The following is a 20,154-nucleotide window of genomic DNA, read 5'->3' as shown; positions in this document are numbered from 1 at the left end:
AGAATTGATGTTCTCCACGGCGTTTATGATGCCTTTTAATGGCGGAACATCAGTCCTAGGCTGCTTACTCAGCGCTGAGTTGGCTAACTCTTTATCAAGTGGCTAATTGACGTTTACGTCAACTTACTGATATACCCTAGAGTTCATCTTTGCGTCTCATAACAAACACAACGTTGAGGAAGGAAGTCATGTCCGTTCGTGAAATCCCTATGTATATCGATGGCCAGCCAGTCATGTCACAAAGCCAGGATTGGCGTGATGTAGTCAATCCTGCGACTCAGGAAGTGGTTGCCCGCGTACCATTCTGTACCGCCGAAGAGGTGGAACGTGCGATTGCCAGCGCTAAAACAGCTTTTAAAGGGTGGCGTAAAGTGCCGCTTGGCAAGCGCATGCGCATCATGCTGAAACTACAGGCACTGATACGCGAAAATACGGCTGAATTAGCCGCACTAATTACCGAAGAGCACGGTAAAACCCTGCCTGACGCTGAAGGTGAAGTAGGGCGCGGTTTAGAAGTCGTGGAACACGCTTGTTCAATTACGTCGCTGCAGTTGGGTGAACTGGCGGAAAACGCCGCTAATGAAGTCGATGTTTACACCATGCACCAGCCGTTGGGCGTTGGCGCAGGTATTACCGCCTTCAACTTCCCGATTATGCTGCCCTGTTTTATGTTCCCGCTTGCCATTGCAACGGGAAATACCTTTGTCCTAAAACCGTCTGAGCAAGACCCCAGTTCCACCATGCGACTGGTTGAACTTGCCCATGAGGCGGGCGTCCCCGCCGGCGTTCTAAACGTGGTTCATGGCGGTCCTGATGTTGCCAACCAAATCGCCGACCATCAGGATATTAAAGCGCTTTCGTTTATTGGCTCGACCCATGTGGGTTCCTTGCTTTACAACCGTGCCGCCGCCGCTGGAAAGCGCATGCAGTCGATGATGGGAGCTAAGAACCACTGCGTTGTGATGCCGGATGCCAACCGCAGTCAGGCGATTGATAGCCTACTCGGCTCGGCGTTTGGTGCTGCTGGCCAGCGCTGCATGGCTAACTCGGTTGTCGTGCTAGTAGGTGAAGCGCGAGAGTGGCTGAAAGATATTGAGGAAGGCGCGCGCAGCATGAAAGTCGGTCCTGGCACTCAGCGCGATGCAGACCTAGGGCCGCTTGTCTCACCACAAGCGAAAGAGCGCGTTGAACGCCTGATTTCAGCGGGTGAGAAAGAGGGCGCTAAGCTGCTGGTGGACGGCCGTGGTTGCACGGTAGAGGGCTATCCAAACGGCAACTTTGTTGGCCCAACTCTGTTTGCCGATGTGACCGCTGATATGACGGTGTACCGGGAAGAAATTTTTGGCCCCGTGCTATGCGTGGTCAGTGTGGAGACGCTGGATGACGCGATTGCGTTTATCAACGCTAACCCTAACGGCAACGGTACGTCGATCTTTACCAACTCAGGCTGGGTAGCACGGCGCTTTGAAACGGATATCGACGTAGGCCAGATTGGTATCAACGTGCCGATTCCTGTACCCGTCGCGTACTTCAGTTTTACGGGTTCGCGAGCTTCCAAGCTTGGCGACTTGGGGCCGAATGGCAAGCAGGCAATTACCTTCTGGACGCAGACCAAAACGGTCACTGCCCGCTGGTTCGAACCAGAAAATGTATCTAGCGGTATTAATAGCACTATTTCGTTGAGCTAACTGCACCATGGAGAAGCCCCGCACTAAGCGGGGCTTTGACCGTTTCAACTTATGTGATCTGAAATAACGGCAGGCTTCTTTTTAAGAGCTGGCCGATAGGGCCAAGCTGGCTGGCGTGCATAACGAGAATGGTGGGAGTGGTCATTTGCGCTGTTGTGCTGTGAGGAACTAACAGTGCAAATTCGCCTTCTTCAAGATGAAACTCATGTAGCTCATGCAGGCCATCGGGCGTTTCACACTGAGAGCAGCGGTAGTTGTCATCTTCGCCATAAACTAAGCGATGATACATTTTGAAGAGCGTATAAATGGCTAAACCGCCTTTCAAAGCAGGCCAGCGGGCAGGTGTGCTGCGCAGCGTGTCAGAAACGATGATGCCATCGGCTTCTGCGTTGGCGAATATGCTCGCCAGTGGTGCTGAGAGGAGCGGCGTGCTAGCGCTTAACGACGCCTCGTGTTCTTGAGGGTTAGGGGAGACCTCGTTAACCACTCGGTGGAAATCATCTAAAGAGGCAAGCGGGAAGTCCTTGTGCTTTAGATCACTTGGCTCGAAGCCGCCGTTTTCCCAGCCATGGATAACCCGGAGCGTGGCACGCGCGTGATGCATAGGCAGTGCCAGAAGGGTGTGCAGCATTATCCGGATATGCAGCTGACGCTCATCGGTGTCGTTTTTAAACGCGCAATAAGGGTCGGCAAAAAGAGTATGCAAGTGCCCAGGCGTATGCTCTTTGGCTTCGGAATAATGCATTTTGGTGTCCCTGTTAATTGCCGTTTGATGCATTTACTGCACGGCTTATAGGTCATTGAATAGTTGAGAGTATGGACAGCGTTAGCCACGATTGAAAGTCACTTTGTTTAGTGTTTTGTTACTGAAGCGCGTTATCCAACAGCATGATTGTTTAATCAAAACAAAAATTTAAAGCTTAATCAGCAAATGAGGTGTAACGATGACTAATCGACTTAGCCGTTTCCGTGTCCCAGAAACGCTGGATGAACTGCCTGACGATGTTCGCGATGCAATATTAAAAGTGCAAAGCAAGGCGGGATTTGTGCCCAATGTGTTCTTAATGCTGGCGCATCGCCCTGAGGAGTTTCGCGCTTTTTTTGCTTATCACGATGCTTTGATGGAACGTGAATCCGACACGCTGACTAAAGCTGAAAAAGAGATGATTGTTGTGGCTACCAGTGCTCGCAATCGTTGTCTCTATTGTGTTGTTGCCCATGGCGCGCTATTGAGAATTTATAGTAAAGACCCTTTAGTTGCTGACAATGTCGCTATCAATCATCTAGCGGCAGGGCTAAGCGAACGCCATCGTGTCATGCTGGATTTTGCATTGCACTGCGGGATTGAAGTTGGGGAGTTCTCTGCCACGTGGCAAACAGCATTAGAGAAAGTAGGTTTTACGCTAGAGGACTGTTGGGATATTGGCGCCATTGCTGCTTTTTTCGGCATGTCGAATCGATTAGTTACCATGACGGGTACGCCCCCCAATGAGGAGTTTTATTTGATGGGCCGCCTACCGCGTTAGCAGGATACAGACGCACATCTAGGCGTTACCCACGGATAAATTTTACTAACGCCCAGCCTTTACTAACGAGCCGCTTTCACCGAGGATAGCGTCTCCATTCACTGTCGCCAGGGGAGCCCGCAGCTGTTGGGCTGAGAATGCGCACTGCGCAGACCCTGGAACCTGATCCGGTTCATACCGGCGGAGGAAGTGCGACATGCCTTACCTAACGTCAGCCGTACTTGGTGCGGCGCTATTCTGTTTTGCTTTTCTGGGCCTGCGTGCACGTCATGTGCAGGGATCGCTTGATGACTATGTCACGGCGCGGAACTCGCAAACCGCTTCCACGCTTGGATTCTCCTTTTTAGCCTCGGGAATGGGCGCCTGGATTCTGTTTGCGCCGCCTGAAATTGGTGCCTTTGTTGGTCCGTTAGCGTTGGCAGGCTATGCCATTGGCTCTGCGCTGCCGTTTATCGTGTTGGGGTTGTACGGACCAAAAATTCGTCGCGCATTGCCAGAAGGCAGAAGCATTGCCGAATTCGCCCACGCTTGTTACGGCAAGGGGGTGCGTCATTGGGTGCTGCTGGTGTCCGTAGCCTACATGGGCTGTTTTTTAGCAGCGGAACTGACGGCGATAGGTGCTATTACCGCACTGCTTTCCGATGTGCCACCTGCACTAGTGATTATTGGCGTTGCGCTCACTACCTTGGTGTATACGGTGATTGGTGGGTTGCGCGCAAGCCTCGCAACGGATCGCTGGCAGGCATGGCTTTTGCTAGCCCTGTTATTGGCTGTGGGTAGCGTTGCGATTTGGCGGCTACCAGCCATGCCGAATGACGCCGTCATGCCCTCTATTCCTATCGCAAGCGCGCTGAGTGTTGCCCTGACGCTTGTGATTGCGGTGACCGCCGCCAATCTTTTTCATCAAGGCTATTGGCAGCGTGTGTGGGCTGCTCAGGATGACCAGAGCTTAGGCCGCGGTGCTTGGCTAGGCGGCGGGCTGACCGTACTGGTTGTGATGGTGATCGGCGGTGTCGGCATCATGGCCGCCATGAGCGGTGTTGCTTTGGGAGAGCCACCTATTCCTTTCTTTGCGCTGTTAACAGATGCGCCTGCCTGGGTGGCGTTACCTGCATTGGTGTTGGCAGTCACGCTAGTGACCTCAAGTGTCGATACGCTGCAAAACGGTATAGCGTCGCTGATAGTCGGGCGTGGCGGTGAACGACATGCAACATCTTTAACGACCGCACGTTGGATAACGGTCGCAATGATGGTGCCGGTGGTATTTATTGCCCTGCAAGGATTGTCAGTTCTACGGCTCTTCTTGATAGCCGACTTACTTTGCGCTGCCATCGTGGTGCCTGTGCTGCTTGGCCTGTGGCAACGTATGACGCCAGTGGCGGCGATTGGTGGCGGCATGGCTGGATTAGCAGGGGCAATACTGCCGGGGTGGCTAAGCCAGGGAAGCGTTACGGCTGGCATTATGGCGGCTACCTTTCCAGGCAGTATCCCAACGTTAGGGCCTTTTCTAGGGGCGTTACTGGCGTCTATTGTCGTCAGCGTTACACTGGCATACCTGCCTAATCGACGAAGCGTTAGGCCGTAACGTTAAGCCGTGAGCCAAATTAACAGGGACGATCATGATTCGCAGCCTGCTAACGACATCAGAAGGCGATGTGTGCGAAGGCGATGAACGCCTCATCGATGACTGGCAAACGACGCCCGGTAGCCACCTATGGATAGACATGAAAGGTGAGCCTGAGGCCAGCTATTGGAGCGTTTTGATTGTCATCCAATGGCAATTCAAGATGCCCACAAAGAGCGCCATCCGCCGAAAATTGAAGAGTTTGAGCACCATACCCTGATTATTTACCGAGGTATTTCATCGTTTGATGCTCAGCTAAACTTTGTGCCTCAGCAGGTGTGCCTCTTTATTGGAGAGCGTTTTCTAATCACGCTGCACGCCGGTGAGGCGCTTAGTATTGAACGGCTCTTTAGTGAGCACGGAAAAACACTGCTGGCGCTATCTCCCGAGCGTGTCGCGCTGAAAATTATGTACATCTCGGCAGGCTTCTACATCGATAGCTTACTGGAGTTTGAGAGTGAGCTAAGCGATATAGAAGATGAGCTTTTAGAGGCTGGTAATGATGTGCTGATGCGGAAAATCACCGCCTATCGTTCACGATTGGTAAAGATGCGCCGTATTTTTAGCTACCACAAAGGCATTACCCAAGAGCTTACTGCCTATGACTATGCCCATCTGCCTCGTGGAGAAAGTGAAACACTGCATGCCATCACGGATGTAGAGGAGCGCTTTGAGCGCCTATATACACTGACACAAATGTATTACGACATTTGCGGTGATCTCATTGATGGTTACATTTCGATTTCCTCTCATCAGCTAAATATCACCATGCGCGTATTAACGGTGATTACTGCCATATTTGTGCCACTGACGTTTATTGCCGGTATTTACGGCATGAACTTTGAGTACATGCCAGAGCTGCGCTATCAGTACGGATACTTTTTTGTTTGGGGAGCCATGCTGGGTATCGGAGGTTGTTTAATTTGGTTATTTAAGCGTAAAAACTGGTTTTAAACTGAGCCAGATGATCGCTGGTAGCGAAAAGTTGATCGTTGGTCATGTGGTTGGAGCGCTAGTGTGGCATCCTCGCAGTCGACCAATGACCTGCAAATAACCTGAGAGCTACTTTTATGACCATCATGATTATTGGCCTGCTGATTTTTCTTGGCAGCCATTCTGTGCGTATCTTTGCTGAAGACTGGCGTCAGCGACAGATTGTTAAACGCGGCGAAAACACCTGGAAGATTGCGTACTCGGTAGTGTCGGTGATTGGACTGGCAATTGCTATTTACGGTTTTGGCCAAATGCGCCTAGACCCTATCTACGTCTGGTTTCCCCCCACGGGCTTACGCCATGCGGTAGCACTGCTGATGGTGCCTGCCTTTATTATGCTGGTGGCAGCCTATGTGCCGCGTAATGCTATCAAAGCGAAGCTTGGTCATCCGATGATGTTGGCCGTGAAAATTTGGGCATTTTCACACTTATTGGCTAATGGACGACTGGGCGATATTGTCTTTTTTGCAGCATTTTTGGTGTGGGCTATTCTGGCCTTTAAGGCAGCCAAAAAGCGTGATCGCCTGCATCCCGCTAAGCCAGTATCAACCTCGGCTCCCGCGACAATAGCCACCGTCGTGATTGGCTTGATAGCGTATATTTTGTTTGCTCTTTACCTACATGTGTTAGTTATTGGTGTACCTGTTTTTAGCTAGTAATTATTAATAAACATTAACGGCGTCAATGGTTTATATCCGTTGACGCCGTTTTTATTATTACTCTTGAGTGGCGGCGAAAGTTTGCTATTGTCAGCTAGGTTCATCCAACGTTTCACAACGGAGAAATTTATGGCCGAAGCTGTACCTCAAGTACCGAAAACGATGTCTGCCATGTTGTTAACAGGCCATGGTGATGTAGATAAATTGCAGTACCGGCAGGATGTTATGACCCCTAAACCAGGGGCGGGGCAAGTGCTGGTTCAGGTAACAGCAACGGCCAAAAATAATACTGACCGGAAAGCGCGTGAAGGGCTTTACCCTACGAAAGGGAAAGAGGAAGTCACATCGTTTGCGATGGGAGGATCGCCCACACTGACATTTCCTCGTATTCAAGGAGCTGATATTGCTGGACGCGTGGCGGCAGTAGGCGAGGGAGTGGATGCTTCACGTATTGGAGAACGAGGCCTGCTCGATTTTAATATTTACGCTGATGAGCGTCGCGATATCAATCTGACGCCAGATTATTATGGCCACGGGGCTGATGGTGGCTATGCTGACTTTGTCGTCGTCCCAGCCGATCAGTTTCATCATGTTCCCAACCCTGAACTGCACGATGCAGAGCTTGCTGCAATGGGGATGTGCTCGTATCAGACGGCTTATCACATGATGACGTCTGCCAACATTGGCGCGGGTGAACGTGTGCTGGTGACAGGCGCCAGTGGCGGTGTCGGAACGGCGTTAATTCAGCTTTGTCGGATCGTGGGCGCTATTCCTTACGCTGTCAGCCAGCCGGATAAAGCCGATGCACTGCTGGCGTTGGGTGCAGAAGTCGTCATCGATCGGGGTGATTTATCGACGTTTGTTGAGCGTGTATTGGCGACCACTGATGGTAAGCCGATTGATGCAGTGATGGACTTGGTCGGTGGGCAGATGACCGATCTGTTTATCGATACCATGATTGTTGATATGCAAGGCCGTAGCAGTTATCCGCGGCTTTCCATTGCAGGTGCGAGTGGTGGCAATATCAGCGAGATTATGTGGACTCGCGTCTACTTGTACCAAGTGCAGATTTTTGGTGTTTCCCATGGCACTCGCGAAGAGGCTGAACAACTGATCGAGTGGATTCGCAGTGGGGCGCTAAAACCAGTGCTGCACGCGGCCTTTAAACTATCGGATCTACATAACGCTGAGCGCTACTTTGTAAACCGTGGCAGTAACTACCTGGGAAAAATAGTTATTGTTCCTGATGCGCAGTGGGAAACCCATGGTGCGCCGTTTGCCCTCACCACCGCCTAGGAGCAGTGCTAATGAAAAATCTGCATACGATTCAGCTGCTGGATACTCATGCCGGTGGTGATGTTAGCCGTATTGTGACGGGGGGAATCGGCGTGCTTCCTGGTGCCACAGTACGCCAACAAATGGAGTTTCTGCGTGATGATGCCGATGGTTTGCGGCGGCTGCTGCTAGAAGAGCCGTATGGTATTCCGGAGATGTCGGTAGATCTGTTGGTGCCTTCCTCGCATCCGGACGCCGTCGCGGGCTATATCATTATGGAGGTCATGGGTTACCCAATTTACTCGGGCTCTAACACGTTGTGTACTGCCACTGCGGTGCTGGAAAGTGGATTGGTGCCCAAGCAGGAAGGGATTCAACGCTTTAAACTGGAAGCACCCGCAGGCTTGGTGCAAATTGAAGCGAAGGTGAGCAATGGGGTAGTGGAGTCTGTTACCTGTGAAGGCCTGCCAAGCTATATCGACACCTATCGCGACACGATTCAAGTTCCGGAACTGGGAGCAATTACCTACTCAGTCGCTTACAGCGGTGGCTTTTATGCCTTGGTAGATGCCGAAGAGTTAGGCTTCAAGCTAGTACGCAGTGAGGAGCAGGCGCTTGCCGCTTGTGCTTATAAAATTGTTGAGGCGATCCAAGCGCAGCGCGGCTTTTCCCATTACACCCTGGGAGATGTAGGGCCATTGCCGTTTTTACATTTTATGGGGCCGGAAGAGAAAGTAGCTGAAGGCTATATTCGCTCGCGTTCAACAACGTATGTACATCCTGGGGTTATTTGTCGTAGCACCACTGGCACGGGCACCTCAGCGCGGTTGGCGCTGATGAATTATGAAGGTCGGCTGAGAATCGGTGATAAGTTAGAAACCGTATCACTACGTGAAACGGGGTTTATTGGTACCTTCACCGGCACGCATCAAGAAGGCGCTTATCAAGTGGTGGAGAACACCACGACTGGCCGTAGCTATGTGTTGGCAGAATCAAACATCGTGATTAACTGCGACGACCCGATGGTAGCGTGTGGCGAACTGCATCACATTCTGAGTGACCGGCATACAGAAGAGGGCTAGCGCTCTTCTCTGCGTAATGCGTCGACATAGCCTGTTTGCTCAAGTCGCTCCCATACCGGGGTCTTCTCGGCCTCGGTCATACTTCCCCAACAGGCAATTTCATCTAGCGTCCGACCGCAGCCTTGGCACAATGAAGAGGCTGGATCAATGTTGCATACCTGAATGCAGGGCGACAGCGGACGAGCAGCGCAGAGTGTAGTGGATGAGTCGCTGGACATGATGGCTAAGCTCAATGCAGTGGTGAGAAAACGGCGCTAGGCGAGAATTACTTACTCTGTTTACTTCTTATGAGAGTGGCACTTTACCACGCAGTGACTTCGTTTTGCCTTTACGCGTTTTGTGGTCCACACGGCGTCGCTGTGAGCCTTTGGTGGGCTTAGTTGGCCGCCGCGTTTTCTGCTGCTTGCCAGCACTTTGAATCAGTGCTTTTAAGCGTGCAAGAGCGTCCTCTTTGTTCAATTCCAGGGTGCGATAGCTTTGCGCTTTGATAATCACCACGCCCTCTTTACTGATTCGCTGATCAGACAGTGCCATTAAGCGCTCTTTATAAATCGGCGGTAGTGTAGAGCTTTGAATATCGAAACGTAAATGCACCGCAGAGGCGACTTTATTGACGTTTTGGCCACCCGAGCCTTGCGCTCTGATCTGACTAATATCGATTTCCCAGTCCGCTATCGTCACGTTATTTGAGATAGTGAGCATTCAGTTCCTTTATGTCGCGTGTGGCTCGTAAGGCTAGCATACTTAGCGCCGAGGAGCCGATTTGAGACGGATCAAGGGCATGTCTCATGAATACTATGCTCGGGCGATGGATAGCTTACGGGGCTTGTTGGGTTGCCCGGCTAGGGGCACAACTTTAAAGTAGCTTGCTACTCTTTATAACCACTGCCATAGGAATACCCATGGATTACTTACTCGATGAACAACCTTTGAGTGCTGGTGTTATCTACCGTTTGCTGTCAGGCAGTGTCTGTCCAAGGCCAATTGCATGGGTGTCAACTCAAGATAAGAACGGCAATACAAACCTCGCACCGTTCTCCTTTTTTAACGTAGCCAGCGTTAATCCCCCCATCCTGGCTTTTTCACCGCTGCTCGACGGCAGCGGGCTGCCCAAAGACACGCTGCGCAATTTAACCGAACTAGCCGAATGCGTCGTGCATATAGGCAATGAAACGTTGATAGAAGCGCTCAACACGACCAGCGCGAGTGTTCCTCCCGAGCAAGACGAGTTCTTATTAGCGGGGCTAGAGAAGGCTGAAATGCCGGGAATCAGCGTGCCACGTATTGCAGGTGCCCCGGTCGCCTTTGGTTGCAAGCTGCGCGACTTAATTCGTTTTGGCGATCAGCCATTAGCGGGATCGTTAGTGCTTGCTGAGATTGTCGCTATTCATATTGATGACGCGATATGGGATGGTCGGCATATCAATATGGACGTGCTAAAGCCAGTAGGGCGCTTGGCAGGCAGTGATTATGTACGCATCAGTGACCGGTTTGCTCTTGAGCGGCCTGCATAATCTAGCTAACCGATGTCATAAGCCTTGTCGTGAGTGGATGTAGTAGTGGCTTACTACCCGCTGCGTAGCAACGCTTGCTACTCTCATCTAACACACCCTTCGTGTGCTCTGTGCCTCGACCAATAACGACAAGGAGAAGTGAGATGAGCAACAAACGAATTTTAATGATTACAGGTGATTTCACCGAAGATTACGAAACGATGGTGCCTTTCCAGGCGCTAATGGCGGTTGGCCATCAAGTCGACGCGGTGTGTCCCGACAAAGTAGCCGGTGATACCGTGGCAACGGCTATTCATGATTTTGAAGGTGATCAAACGTACACTGAAAAGCCCGGCCATCGTTTCGCTCTGAACGCCGATTTTGCCAAAGTTAACCCCGCTGACTACGACGCCTTGGTGGTTCCTGGTGGCCGCGCACCTGAATACCTGCGCTTAAACCAGGAAGTACTGGCGATGGTGAAGCACTTTTTTGACACCCAGAAGCCGGTCGCTGCTATCTGTCATGGCGCTCAGCTACTGGCTGCCGCTAAGGTGCTTGAAGGCAAGCAGTGTTCTGCTTATCCGGCTTGCCAGCCAGAAGTGGAACTTGCCGGTGGCCACTTCGCAAACCTGGAGGTCACGGAAGCAGTAACGGATGGCAACTTGGTCACTGCACCCGCATGGCCCGCTCATCCTGCTTGGCTTGCCCAGTTTATGGCGCTATTGGATAAGTAGCACTGCTGATAGGCTACCCCTTCGCGCCCAGCTATATTGAGTTCAACGCAGTTGGGCGCGTTTTCTGTTAGCCGCTATGTTGAAGAGCAGGCAATTTACTCGATAGCAGAGAGAGCATAACGATGTGCAAACTGTTTATTGATGCCGACCCGGAGCTATGGCGTAGCGCCACACACTCGCTGCGCATTGATGGCATGGTGACCAGCGTTCGCATGGAAAACTACTTCTGGCACCTTCTAGAAGAGATGGCCCAACGGGATGGGATGAACACGGCCCAACTGATTACGCGGCTTTATCACGAGTCAATTGACGCCGGCCACGATCTTGGCAATTTCACCTCATTTTTGCGTGTCTGCGCGCTGCGCTACCAAGCGCTACAGCTTAGCGGTGATATTCCAAAAGATGTAGAGGTAGCGATTGGCTCGCTGGATGCGCAGCAAATTCTGAGCAGAGAAGCTGCCGCGCGTACTAACCAAATGCACTGAAAGAAGTGCATTGATACTGGCTCTCTACCGTTAAATCCGTCAATAGCTGCAAGCCGCATCAGATAAGGCCGTTATTCTAGCCGCTTAGCCAGATTATCCAGGAAGGTCTCGATGCGCAGTGCGTTGGTGCCGACATCGCTGGCTCCCAGTCGTGATGCTGAGCGCATGTCCACCTGAACGGCGTTTTGTTGCTCAGTAAGACGAATGATGACGTCATCTTCAAAGCCAAACCAACGGGTCGTTGCGGTTGCTTCGATAGTACTCTCTGTTATCGCGGCGATCTGCCAGCCGGACGTTTCTACTTCTGCCTGAACTGCCGCAAGAACGGTCGCTTTAGGCGCAGTTACTTGTAAAGGTCGCACATGTGGATAAGCATTTTGTTGCTGACGCGCGGTAGCTTCTCCTGGGTAATCAACGGCATTAGGTGCTGCCTCGCGGGCGTCTCTTAGCGCGCCAAAGTCGGGTGGGTTTTGGGTGTCGGTGGTTATGTCATGAATGGCGGGTGCCTGCTGTGCACGCTGCCATTGCTGCCAAGGTATATATAACAAGGCAGCGGTTGCAACAATAACGAAGATAGCCACTACGCCAGCACCCATGCGGCGGGTAAAGGCGCTGATGAGCAACAGCAAGACACTGATAGCCACAGCTGCGGTTGCTGCATAGACACCATTGCGCATCAGGTTGAAAGCGTCGCCCAGGCCAATCAACTCCCAGCGATAGGCTGGCCCTGCACCAGCCATTAACAAGGCTGATGCTATCAGTGCAATGACACTGAGCCAGGCCAGTAGCGTTGGCCAAACTCCTCCTCTACGCGAACGTGCTGAGCGCTCCTTTGCCATAGGTCTTCCCTCATTATGAATACGATGTTGATTTACTTAGCATAGATTGCGCTAGGTCATCTGTCTTCGTTAGACGAGTTGGCTAAGACACCCTACTATGCTGCTGTTAGCAGTAACGCAAGTATTCGCTGTGACGCAAATGGACGTCAGTTTTTACAACTTGAGCTTTTTATAATTTGAGAGATTAAGACAAGCATGACATTAGCGACTGCATTAGCCCCCTCCTTGCGAGAGTTACTGGCGACGACCCCGAGCAGTGCTTTACCGATAACCTATCAGCAAGCGGCGAATGCGCTAGGCCTTTCGCCACCTAAGACTATTCAACGTATCGCGCAGGCACTTGAACAGCTAATGAAAGAAGACGCCGCCGCAGAAAAGCCTTTTATTGCAACGCTTGTGATTAGCCGAAGTGGCAAAGGGCTTCCAGCGGCAGGTTTTTTTGAGCTTGCCGTGGAATTAGGGCGTTTTCCTTCAGCGCCATCCCAGCAAGAAGCGTTTTACTATGCCGAACGTGAGCAAGCCATTAACGAATGGTGTCGTTCCTAGTTTTGAGGAGAAGACAGTTTTGAGGAGAAAACAGTTTTGAGAAAATTCAGTTTTTGCGCAGCGGGTTGAGCAAGTCACTCAAACCATTGTGGTCAATTTCATGCATTAAATGCAGGAGTTGACCAATTTCTCCTTTTGGAAACCCTTCCCGAGCAAACCAGTTTAAATAGGGGCCAGGCAAATCGGCAATAAGCCAGCCTTCGTATTTGCCAAAGGGCATGGTACGCGTTACCAGTTTCTCAAGGTCTTCGGGGTTCATGGTCTACATCTCCTTATCAATGGCTGTTGCAGGTGGCAGTTTAGAGCTGCTGTGATGATTCAGCTAGAAGCTGGGCAAAGGCACGGGCAGGTTCGCTTAGGTGGCCAACAGCGCGATGCACTAACCCAATATCTCGATGAAACGTATGCGCTTCTAACGAAATGGCGCGAACTGTTTGGGGCCAGCGTTTTAGCGCTATCGGTTGCGGTACTAAAGCAACGCCCACGGCGTTACCCACCAGCTTCACAATGGCTTCAAGCTCGTCCAGCTCACACAGGTCGCGAACTTGGCAGTGGTTGTCCCTTAAAAAACGGTCTACTTGGCGTCCACCGAAAGAGGCGCGGTCGTAGCGAACAAAAGGGGAGTGGGTTAGCAGCTCCCGCCAGCAATCACCAGGTAACTCCTGCGGGACAAGCAATCGAAACGGCTCGTGGGCAAGGGGCGTCCAACGCAGATCGCTATGCAGCGAAAAAGGCGGCCGAATAATAACAGCCATATCCAGCTCGCCCGCATCTACCTGGTTCATTAAGTCCATGGAAAGACCCGGCACGATACGGGTGCGACACTCGGAAAACAGCCGATGAAAGCGCGCCACAGTATCTGGCAATACGGTACGCTGAATAGAGGCAATGGCACCAATAGTGATACGGCTACCAAGCCCTTGGCCTGACGGTGAAGCGCCTAGTGTGGCGTATAACCCGAGTAGAGTTTGGGCCTGAAGCAAGGTCTCTTCGCCGCGCTGGGTAAGCACCGCTGTTCGGCCGCTGCGTTCAAATAGCGTAACGCCCAGGGCCTCTTCCAGGCGCTTCATTTGAGCACTTACCGCAGCTTGGGTGAGGCCAACCTGGAGGCCTGCCGCCGCAAATGTACCGTGCTGTGCCACGGCTACTAGCGTTTTAAGTTCTCGTATCATTTGTTGTTTCTGTCATAAGAACTGCCATAAGGACGCTCATAAAAAATATTTGTGAATGAGTCAAAAAACAATTGATTTTATTTTTGCATAGCGCGATCTAGGATGGCTACACAGTGGCCGTGTAATGCGGCTGACCATTGCAAATAACGCAACGAATAAATGCGCTGCAACAGGAGATAACCATGAGTCTTTCCCCTTTTCATCTCGCCATCCCTGTTTACGATGTCGCCCTAGCCAGAGCATTTTATAACGACGTATTTGGCCTGGAAGAAGGACGCTCTAGCGATCACTGGGTCGACTTTAATTTCTTCGGCCATCAGTTGGTGATTCACGAACATCCGAAAACACCCGGCCAGCAGAGTGCTCACACTAACCCGGTCGATGGCCATAATGTACCGGTGCCGCACTTTGGCGTGATTCTAGAATGGGATGAGTGGGAAGCCTTAGCCGAGCGCTTAAAAGCGCGCAATACCGATTTCGTGATTGCGCCATACGTTCGCTTTAAAGGCGAAGTAGGGGAGCAGGCCACTATGTTCTTACTCGATCCCTGTGGTAATGCCTTGGAGTTTAAAGCGTTTAAAGATCAGGGCCAGATTTTTGCCAAGTAAACCTGTTCTGGGAAAATATCTAAACTAGGGAGTGTTAGCGGGTATGGTTAGGCACGCTGCGATAATCGGCTAGCTGTGCCGCTTGGTTCACATTGTGGCTATTTTGCAATAAAAGCGACTGCGCCTTAAGTAGGCGCAGTCGCTTAAAATACTACGTGAGTGTTCTTGCGTGTCGAGGCTATTACACGTGGGCAGAGACTCGCAGTCTGACGTAGTCGGCGGTCCAGTTGCCTTGCCCATCACTTAGACTGTGAGAGAGCAGGTTAATCGTATTATCAATAATGGCTACCTGCAGGTCCTCATCTAATCCGTGCAAAAACGGGCTTGCAAAGGTTTCGAGCCAGCCAGCAATACCCGTGGGTAGTGGTGTGGGGCGAGGGATTAGCTCGATAGAATCGACATGAAAGCCCGCCGTTTGAAGTAGGTTTGTGTACTCTTCCGGGGTGGGAAAGTACCAAGGATGACGGCCACGTGAGCTAATGCCGCGAAACTGCAGCGAGGCAATAAGCGCCGTACAAATGGCGGCCACGTTGCCATGCCCCCCAAACTCTGCAACAAAACGCCCGCCGGGTTTTAGTGCGCGTTTTACGCCGGCCAATACCGTTTGCGGGTCCAGCATCCAGTGCAACGCTGCGTTGCTGAAGACCGCATCAAATTCTTGGTCAAAGGGTAACTGGTGCCCATCGACAGCCCTAGCGGTGACCCCGCGCTGTTGGGCGGCGGCGACCATCTCTGCGGAGGCATCGACACCCAGCACATCGGCACCTAATTGCATAATACGCTCGGTGAGCGCGCCATCACCACAGCCAAGGTCCAGGATGCGCTGTCCGGGCTGTGGCGCTAAAAGTTTCATTACATCGCTTCCCAACGTGGGAACAAAATTCGCGTGTTCCGCGTAGTGGCTGGCGTTCCATTCCTGCCCTTGCGGTGTCAGAGGGGTGTTAGACATTATCGGCTTCCTAGCGGCGTTATTTATCTTAGGGGGACCCAATGGCTTGATTTAGTATAGCTTGCTATCAATAGCATGCGTTAAGCCTGAATTCAGGAGTAAACGCATGGAACCAGGGCACTCTAGTTGTCATATCCGTTATATCAAGTATTAAGAGGCGAGACGAAATGAATGATGTTATCAAACTGCTTCAATCCCACCGCTCTATCCGCAAATTTACCGATCAGAAGATTTCGCGTGGGCTGCTGTTAGAGCTCATCAAAGCGGGCCAGGCCGCAGCGACATCAAGCCATGTGCAGGCCTACACCATTATTAATGTCACCGACTCAGCGAATCGCGAGAAAATCGCGGAATACGCCGGTGGCCAAGGCTATGTCGCCAGTAGCGCGGTTTTTTTAGTATTTTGTGCGGATATGAAGCGCCCGACAGAGGCGTCTGAACGGACAGGTGCCAACGTTGAACGAGGTATGACAGAGCAGCTATTGGTCGCCACCGTTGATACTGCTCTAGTGGCACAAAACGTTGCAGTGGCCGCCGAGTCTGAAGGGCTTGGCATTTGTTATATCGGAGGTATCCGCAATAATCCTCAGGCGATCAGCGAGCTTTTGCACTTGCCTGACCATGTTTATCCGGTGTTTGGTATGTGCCTTGGTTATCCGGCCCATGACCCTGAGGTTAAGCCGCGTCTACCGGTAGAGGCTATTCTCAAGGAAGATACTTACCGTGAAGATACTGAGCAAGTCGAGGCATTTGACAGCACTATGCAGGCATACTACCAAACACGCAGCACGGGTAACAAAACGACTGACTGGTCGCATAATCTAACGCCGCTCTTCGATTCAAAACTGCGTCCTCACATGCGTGACTTTTTAGCGAAGCGTGGCTTTGAAATGAAGTAACCAACGAGCGGAGCATGAAGCAGCTCATCACCGTGGGGCAAGGCGTTTAAAAGAGCAGGTTTCTTGCGCTGCACGATAATCGCGTTCATCTATACTGGTTGCATGCCAAAAGCAGTGCCGATAACAATAAAAGGAGCTATTGATGAATCTTCAGCGCGCTTATTACCTGCTAGCAGCTTTTTACAGCCTGTTTCCACTTATCGGGCTAATGGCCATTTTCTCAGGCGGGGGAACACCGTTTGCTGTGGCTCACCTCGTGTTGGGAGTGCTCGCCGTGATAGGGCTGTGGGGCTACGTACTCAAACGTGGGTTTATGAATCCCCGTATGTGGCAGCCCTTAGCCATGGTGCTGGCAGTCATGGCAGTAGGTCAGATGCTGGTGATCTTCATCCTTCCCGTTTCCAGCATTGCACTTACCTGGATGCTAACAAGCAGTATCTTCTCCGTAATGCTGGTCATCGTGCTGTTTCACTATGGAAAACGTGATCAGCCACTATGGGCAACGCCTGTAGAGGCAGATGCTGCAAAGCAGCTTGCAAAAATGCTTGATAGCGCTTCGCCTTTATCTGCTGTTCATTACGAAGGTGAACAAGAAAATAGCGTTAACGTTACTAAGGTAGGCAGTCAATATCATGCCAAAGTGACGCGGCGCGGCAAAAACGGGCAAGAGACATTTGAACGCTACTTTCAGTATCCTGAAACACTGGTGTTTTTTCTAGAAAAATTCGCCAGCATTTCAGTTCATGATTTTCGGCAAACGGCGCTTTCTTAAATCGTTGAACGAGCCGGATTTTAAAAAATGCGTTAAGAGATAAATGTGTGAGCGATCTGAGGCTTTAATGTTTTTACGATATATTCGTATAACGGGATCAGACGCTCGCTCATCTCTTGTTTCGCCACATGATAGTCGATGTAGTAAGCATGGCGAGTACCATGATACACAATCGGCTCGCTAACTTTGGTAAACTTAAAACCTGATATCGCCAATAAACGGGGAAGGCGAGGTTCCATCATTGCAAAAACATGTCGGCGATTAGTTAAGCCAACGATAGAGTAGGTGCATAAGAAAAGACCCAGGGCGACGAGTGAGAATGTCTTTGCCTCATCTTGTGAAAATAAAACGACTTCATTACCTGCTACTTCTTCTGGGGTGCTAGATTTTCGTGTTCTGAAATTTTTAGAAATGGCTAATCGTGATACTTCACACGTTTCAAGGGGCGGTAGCTTAAACGGCGTTAATGTAGGGTGGTTTAGTAACTGCTCCCCTTGGTTTTGAACAGGTAAATGATCAGGAGGGTTAGTGTTACCGGAAAAGGGCATGACTAATCTTACGCACCCTGCAAGAATGCCACTACGTTTGTGTTCTATCAGGCAATGAACCGAGTAATTATCGTACTCGTCGGACTCGTACAAACGCGCCTCATCCTCATGCATCTCATAGTTGAACTCTTTTAAAAAAACATCATGCCGTAGGCGAAAGGCGCGCCGTTTTTGGTCGTCGGTGTTAGCAATAAAAAAATGATATTCGTCGATAAATTTGTCAATCATCCCCTTATGATTACTTTTATCGTCAAACTCACTCTCTTGGGTGGTTTTCCCTGCTAGCATCTGTTGCTTCCTTCTGAGTGCGGCACTTACCAAAGTCGAATTTTTTCAGGTTTCCCTAGATGATAGCCCTGTCCATACTGAATGCCATACGAAAGAAGAACAGGTATCAGTGCTTCTTGATCTACAAATTCAGCAATAGTCTGTTTACCGAAACCTCTTGCTATATCGGCAATCGCTTTGACAAGCGTGTGGCTATCCGTATCGATAAGTAAGCTGCGAATAAAAGAACCATCAATTTTAATATAGTCCACCGGGAGCTGACTAAGATAGTGAAAACTGCTAAATCCAATTCCAAAGTCATCGAGTGCTGTTCGGCAGCCTAAATCCCTTAAGGCTTGCAATACGTTGCGCGCTGTTGAGAAATCCGTAATAGCCGCCGTCTCTGTTACTTCTAAAATGAGATGATGGGGGTCAGCACCACTGGTTTTTAATTGATCTGCCAGAAACTGTTTTAAACCTAAATCATGTAAAGACTGGCCTGATAAATTTACAGCCAATGACAAGCCCTCTTTTTGTAGCGTTGCCAGTGCTGCTAGGCTATGGCGCAGCACCCAACGGTCAACTTGAACAATTAAACCGCTTTGTTCAGCAACCGGTATAAATTGTCCCGGAGCGACTAAGCTACCATCGCCATTGCGCATACGTAGCAATACTTCGTAATGCTTAATATCGCGGTCCTTCAGCCGCACAATGGGCTGCGCCCACAGTTCAAATTCGTCGTTTTCTAGTGCCTTGTGCAGTCGCTCTACCCAATAGACGCGTTCTTGAAGCTCATCTTTAGCATTTTCCGCTTGCTTGAGAAGGTACCAATGCTGGTTGCCACTCTCTTTTGCTTTGTACATGGCCATATCGGCGCTAGCTAACAGGTCAGCCGGTGTCTGCCCATTAACAGGGAATAGCGCGATACCGATGCTGGCGGAAACATGATGCTTTCTTTCTGTGGCTGAAAAGCTTAGGCCGTCCAGTAACTGAGCAATGTACTCAGCCACGTTAATTGCTTGTTCACTGCTAATATCCTCCAGCAGCAGGGCAAATTCATCACCACCGAGGCGGGCAATAATGCTTCGCTGACTGAGATTTAAAAAAAGCGTATCAGCAACTTCGCGTAATAGACGGTCGCCTACATGGTGGCCACTGAGTTCATTGATCTCTTTAAACTGGTCTAAGTCTAGTAGTAAAACAGCGCCTTTGGCTTGATTAGCGATAGTGCGCTGCAAGGCATCTTGGAAATAGCGACGATTATAGAGTTCCGTTAATGGATCGTGTTCCGCCAGCCATGTTAAACGTGCCTCAGCAGCTTTACGTTCGGTGATGTCTAGCCCAACGGATATCTTAGAGGCATCGTGATTGTTACTGTTGGCCAAAGAAGCGTGGTACCAAACGACAGTAAAAGAGCGTCTATCCTGAGTTTGAAATGTCTTTTCTTCCTGGCTGGAAACACTGAGGTGAGTTACGGTGCTGCCATTAGCATTACTTTCGCTGTCGGCTTCATCCACATTGTTGCTAGGCAATCCCAAGTGAGCACTTTGATCAAAGATGTCAGAGAAATGGCGCCCAATGATATCGGCGTCTTTTAGCCCTAATCTTTCTAGCGTGTAGCCATTAATCAGTTGGATACGCCCAGTGCTATTTTGAACAACAATAAAGACCTGTGCAGTGTCGAGTAGGCTATTAACAAAATCACGCTCTTTGGCTAGCTCATCGACGCGTTCGGCTAGCTGTCCGCTATGTTCTTGGACACTCTGTTCCAGTGCTTCTAGCTGGTGGGAAAGCTCACGGGTTGAATCTTCCAGCCGATCAATTTCATTAGAAAAATGCCGCCGAGGCAATGGTAGTTTATCTCTTACACGACGAAACTCACCGTTTGCCAGCGCAGGCAATAGGCCCGCGACTCGCCGTAGCCGATCCATTGGACCCAATAGGATAATCAACAGTAATAAGTGGCTATTCAAAATTTATCGTGCGCTCAGACCC

At 50.6% G+C, this 20,154-nt stretch carries 21 protein-coding genes, 2 pseudogenes and 1 riboswitch; of the genes and pseudogenes, 14 read left to right on the top strand and 9 right to left on the bottom strand.

Going from position 1 to position 20,154, the window contains the following annotated elements; translation table 11 throughout:
• Window positions 1-188 precede the first annotated feature (188 nt).
• Window positions 189-1,688, top strand: a complete 1,500-nt coding sequence (locus INT21_RS17235; protein WP_089039493.1) for a CoA-acylating methylmalonate-semialdehyde dehydrogenase — start codon at window positions 189-191, stop codon at window positions 1,686-1,688.
• Between the two features lie 49 nt (window positions 1,689-1,737).
• On the opposite strand, the gene INT21_RS17230 is transcribed toward INT21_RS17235, so the two are convergent.
• On the bottom strand, window positions 1,738-2,433 hold the full coding sequence (locus tag INT21_RS17230; RefSeq protein ID WP_193085525.1) for a hypothetical protein: 696 nt from the start codon (window positions 2,431-2,433) through the stop codon (window positions 1,738-1,740).
• A 199-nt stretch (window positions 2,434-2,632) separates the two neighbouring features.
• On the opposite strand from INT21_RS17230, the gene INT21_RS17225 reads away from it, so the two are divergent.
• The 6 genes and pseudogenes from INT21_RS17225 (at window position 2,633) to INT21_RS17200 (ending at window position 8,847) form a co-directional block, all read left to right on the top strand.
• Entirely contained in the window at window positions 2,633-3,214 is a 582-nt protein-coding gene (locus INT21_RS17225; protein WP_193085524.1) for a peroxidase-related enzyme, read from the top strand.
• Window positions 3,215-3,313: 99 nt separating this feature from the next.
• Window positions 3,314-3,421: riboswitch (TPP riboswitch) on the top strand.
• The gene (locus INT21_RS17220) at window positions 3,411-4,799 is read left to right on the top strand and encodes a sodium:solute symporter (RefSeq protein ID WP_193085523.1); all 1,389 of its coding nucleotides are present in this window, start codon (window positions 3,411-3,413) and stop codon (window positions 4,797-4,799) included. (Overlaps the previous riboswitch by 11 nt.)
• Window positions 4,800-4,833: 34 nt before the next feature.
• Window positions 4,834-5,792: pseudogene (locus tag INT21_RS17215) on the top strand (magnesium transporter CorA family protein).
• Between the two features lie 116 nt (window positions 5,793-5,908).
• Entirely contained in the window at window positions 5,909-6,487 is a 579-nt protein-coding gene (locus INT21_RS17210; RefSeq protein WP_193085522.1) for an NnrU family protein, read from the top strand.
• 132 nt (window positions 6,488-6,619) lie between these two features.
• The gene (locus INT21_RS17205) at window positions 6,620-7,786 is read left to right on the top strand and encodes a zinc-binding dehydrogenase (protein ID WP_193085521.1); all 1,167 of its coding nucleotides are present in this window, start codon (window positions 6,620-6,622) and stop codon (window positions 7,784-7,786) included.
• Window positions 7,787-7,797: 11 nt separating this feature from the next.
• Window positions 7,798-8,847, top strand: coding sequence for a proline racemase family protein (locus INT21_RS17200; protein ID WP_193085520.1), 1,050 nt, complete (start codon window positions 7,798-7,800; stop codon window positions 8,845-8,847).
• Here INT21_RS17200 and INT21_RS17195 read toward each other — a convergent pair.
• Together INT21_RS17195 and arfB are read right to left on the bottom strand one after the other, a co-directional pair.
• Window positions 8,844-9,065, bottom strand: a complete 222-nt coding sequence (locus tag INT21_RS17195; protein ID WP_089039485.1) for a DUF1289 domain-containing protein — start codon at window positions 9,063-9,065, stop codon at window positions 8,844-8,846. The two genes, INT21_RS17200 and INT21_RS17195, sit on opposite strands and share 4 nt — an antisense overlap.
• Before the next feature lie 67 nt (window positions 9,066-9,132).
• On the bottom strand, window positions 9,133-9,549 hold the full coding sequence (arfB, locus tag INT21_RS17190) for an alternative ribosome rescue aminoacyl-tRNA hydrolase ArfB (protein WP_038477244.1): 417 nt from the start codon (window positions 9,547-9,549) through the stop codon (window positions 9,133-9,135).
• Window positions 9,550-9,749: 200 nt separating this feature from the next.
• Between arfB and INT21_RS17185 the strand changes: the two genes are divergently transcribed.
• The 3 genes from INT21_RS17185 to INT21_RS17175 all read left to right on the top strand — a co-directional run bounded on the left by INT21_RS17185 (window position 9,750) and on the right by INT21_RS17175 (window position 11,559).
• Window positions 9,750-10,361: a flavin reductase family protein gene (locus INT21_RS17185; RefSeq protein WP_089039484.1), complete on the top strand. Its 612-nt coding sequence runs from the start codon at window positions 9,750-9,752 to the stop codon at window positions 10,359-10,361.
• A gap of 143 nt (window positions 10,362-10,504) precedes the next feature.
• Entirely contained in the window at window positions 10,505-11,074 is a 570-nt protein-coding gene (locus tag INT21_RS17180; protein ID WP_193085519.1) for a DJ-1/PfpI family protein, read from the top strand.
• A 122-nt stretch (window positions 11,075-11,196) separates the two neighbouring features.
• Window positions 11,197-11,559, top strand: coding sequence for a ribbon-helix-helix domain-containing protein (locus INT21_RS17175; RefSeq protein ID WP_193085518.1), 363 nt, complete (start codon window positions 11,197-11,199; stop codon window positions 11,557-11,559).
• 71 nt (window positions 11,560-11,630) lie between these two features.
• Here INT21_RS17175 and INT21_RS17170 read toward each other — a convergent pair whose 3' ends face one another.
• Window positions 11,631-12,398 carry a DUF1499 domain-containing protein gene (locus INT21_RS17170; RefSeq protein WP_193085517.1) on the bottom strand — a complete coding sequence of 256 codons (768 nt, stop codon included), beginning with the start codon at window positions 12,396-12,398 and terminating at the stop codon, window positions 11,631-11,633.
• A gap of 195 nt (window positions 12,399-12,593) precedes the next feature.
• Here INT21_RS17170 and INT21_RS17165 point away from each other — a divergent pair, with 195 nt between their 5' ends.
• Window positions 12,594-12,944 (top strand): hypothetical protein, encoded by a 351-nt coding sequence (locus INT21_RS17165; protein ID WP_089039481.1) that lies wholly within the window; start codon window positions 12,594-12,596, stop codon window positions 12,942-12,944.
• A 46-nt stretch (window positions 12,945-12,990) separates the two neighbouring features.
• Here INT21_RS17165 and INT21_RS17160 read toward each other — a convergent pair whose 3' ends face one another.
• Both INT21_RS17160 and INT21_RS17155 read right to left on the bottom strand, forming a co-directional pair.
• Complete coding sequence (locus INT21_RS17160) at window positions 12,991-13,203, bottom strand: DUF3820 family protein (RefSeq protein WP_038477229.1); 213 nt, start codon at window positions 13,201-13,203, stop codon at window positions 12,991-12,993.
• Window positions 13,204-13,243: 40 nt separating this feature from the next.
• Window positions 13,244-14,116: a LysR substrate-binding domain-containing protein gene (locus tag INT21_RS17155; protein ID WP_193085516.1), complete on the bottom strand. Its 873-nt coding sequence runs from the start codon at window positions 14,114-14,116 to the stop codon at window positions 13,244-13,246.
• A gap of 182 nt (window positions 14,117-14,298) precedes the next feature.
• On the opposite strand from INT21_RS17155, the gene INT21_RS17150 reads away from it, so the two are divergent.
• The gene (locus tag INT21_RS17150; RefSeq protein ID WP_089039479.1) at window positions 14,299-14,724 is read left to right on the top strand and encodes a VOC family protein; all 426 of its coding nucleotides are present in this window, start codon (window positions 14,299-14,301) and stop codon (window positions 14,722-14,724) included.
• Between the two features lie 181 nt (window positions 14,725-14,905).
• On the opposite strand, the gene INT21_RS17145 is transcribed toward INT21_RS17150, so the two are convergent.
• Window positions 14,906-15,673, bottom strand: coding sequence for a class I SAM-dependent methyltransferase (locus tag INT21_RS17145; RefSeq protein ID WP_193085515.1), 768 nt, complete (start codon window positions 15,671-15,673; stop codon window positions 14,906-14,908).
• Window positions 15,674-15,840: 167 nt separating this feature from the next.
• Between INT21_RS17145 and nfsA the strand changes: the two genes are divergently transcribed.
• Together nfsA and INT21_RS17135 are read left to right on the top strand one after the other, a co-directional pair.
• Window positions 15,841-16,572 (top strand): oxygen-insensitive NADPH nitroreductase, encoded by a 732-nt coding sequence (gene nfsA, locus INT21_RS17140; protein ID WP_193059834.1) that lies wholly within the window; start codon window positions 15,841-15,843, stop codon window positions 16,570-16,572.
• Window positions 16,573-16,714: 142 nt separating this feature from the next.
• Window positions 16,715-17,344, top strand: a complete 630-nt coding sequence (locus INT21_RS17135; RefSeq protein ID WP_193059835.1) for a hypothetical protein — start codon at window positions 16,715-16,717, stop codon at window positions 17,342-17,344.
• A gap of 32 nt (window positions 17,345-17,376) precedes the next feature.
• Here the strand turns inward: INT21_RS17135 and INT21_RS17130 are convergent, their stop codons facing one another.
• Both INT21_RS17130 and INT21_RS17125 read right to left on the bottom strand, forming a co-directional pair.
• Entirely contained in the window at window positions 17,377-18,180 is an 804-nt protein-coding gene (locus INT21_RS17130) for a PEP-CTERM/exosortase system-associated acyltransferase (protein ID WP_193068279.1), read from the bottom strand.
• Between the two features lie 26 nt (window positions 18,181-18,206).
• Window positions 18,207-20,132 (bottom strand): annotated as a pseudogene (locus tag INT21_RS17125) (putative bifunctional diguanylate cyclase/phosphodiesterase); the annotation flags it as partial.
• Window positions 20,133-20,154: the final 22 nt, after the last annotated feature.

The sequence above is a fragment of the Halomonas sp. 3F2F genome (assembly GCF_014897805.1).
Lineage (GTDB): Bacteria > Pseudomonadota > Gammaproteobacteria > Pseudomonadales > Halomonadaceae > Vreelandella.
Note: the sequence above shows the minus strand (reverse complement) of the source record. Positions and strands in the feature narration are given on the sequence as shown.

Coding starts and splice junctions, on each gene's coding strand:
- INT21_RS17230 (WP_193085525.1), bottom strand. CDS start 2,433: ATGCATTATTCCGAAGCCAAAGAGCATACGCCTGGGCACTTGCATACT.
- INT21_RS17150 (WP_089039479.1), top strand. CDS start 14,299: ATGAGTCTTTCCCCTTTTCATCTCGCCATCCCTGTTTACGATGTCGCC.
- INT21_RS17145 (WP_193085515.1), bottom strand. CDS start 15,673: ATGTCTAACACCCCTCTGACACCGCAAGGGCAGGAATGGAACGCCAGC.
- INT21_RS17155 (WP_193085516.1), bottom strand. CDS start 14,116: ATGATACGAGAACTTAAAACGCTAGTAGCCGTGGCACAGCACGGTACA.
- INT21_RS17225 (WP_193085524.1), top strand. CDS start 2,633: ATGACTAATCGACTTAGCCGTTTCCGTGTCCCAGAAACGCTGGATGAA.
- INT21_RS17165 (WP_089039481.1), top strand. CDS start 12,594: ATGACATTAGCGACTGCATTAGCCCCCTCCTTGCGAGAGTTACTGGCG.
- INT21_RS17175 (WP_193085518.1), top strand. CDS start 11,197: ATGTGCAAACTGTTTATTGATGCCGACCCGGAGCTATGGCGTAGCGCC.
- INT21_RS17200 (WP_193085520.1), top strand. CDS start 7,798: ATGAAAAATCTGCATACGATTCAGCTGCTGGATACTCATGCCGGTGGT.
- INT21_RS17220 (WP_193085523.1), top strand. CDS start 3,411: ATGCCTTACCTAACGTCAGCCGTACTTGGTGCGGCGCTATTCTGTTTT.
- INT21_RS17180 (WP_193085519.1), top strand. CDS start 10,505: ATGAGCAACAAACGAATTTTAATGATTACAGGTGATTTCACCGAAGAT.
- INT21_RS17160 (WP_038477229.1), bottom strand. CDS start 13,203: ATGAACCCCGAAGACCTTGAGAAACTGGTAACGCGTACCATGCCCTTT.
- INT21_RS17135 (WP_193059835.1), top strand. CDS start 16,715: ATGAATCTTCAGCGCGCTTATTACCTGCTAGCAGCTTTTTACAGCCTG.
- INT21_RS17195 (WP_089039485.1), bottom strand. CDS start 9,065: ATGTCCAGCGACTCATCCACTACACTCTGCGCTGCTCGTCCGCTGTCG.
- INT21_RS17205 (WP_193085521.1), top strand. CDS start 6,620: ATGGCCGAAGCTGTACCTCAAGTACCGAAAACGATGTCTGCCATGTTG.
- INT21_RS17185 (WP_089039484.1), top strand. CDS start 9,750: ATGGATTACTTACTCGATGAACAACCTTTGAGTGCTGGTGTTATCTAC.
- INT21_RS17130 (WP_193068279.1), bottom strand. CDS start 18,180: ATGCTAGCAGGGAAAACCACCCAAGAGAGTGAGTTTGACGATAAAAGT.
- INT21_RS17235 (WP_089039493.1), top strand. CDS start 189: ATGTCCGTTCGTGAAATCCCTATGTATATCGATGGCCAGCCAGTCATG.
- INT21_RS17170 (WP_193085517.1), bottom strand. CDS start 12,398: ATGGCAAAGGAGCGCTCAGCACGTTCGCGTAGAGGAGGAGTTTGGCCA.
- nfsA (WP_193059834.1), top strand. CDS start 15,841: ATGAATGATGTTATCAAACTGCTTCAATCCCACCGCTCTATCCGCAAA.
- arfB (WP_038477244.1), bottom strand. CDS start 9,549: ATGCTCACTATCTCAAATAACGTGACGATAGCGGACTGGGAAATCGAT.
- INT21_RS17210 (WP_193085522.1), top strand. CDS start 5,909: ATGACCATCATGATTATTGGCCTGCTGATTTTTCTTGGCAGCCATTCT.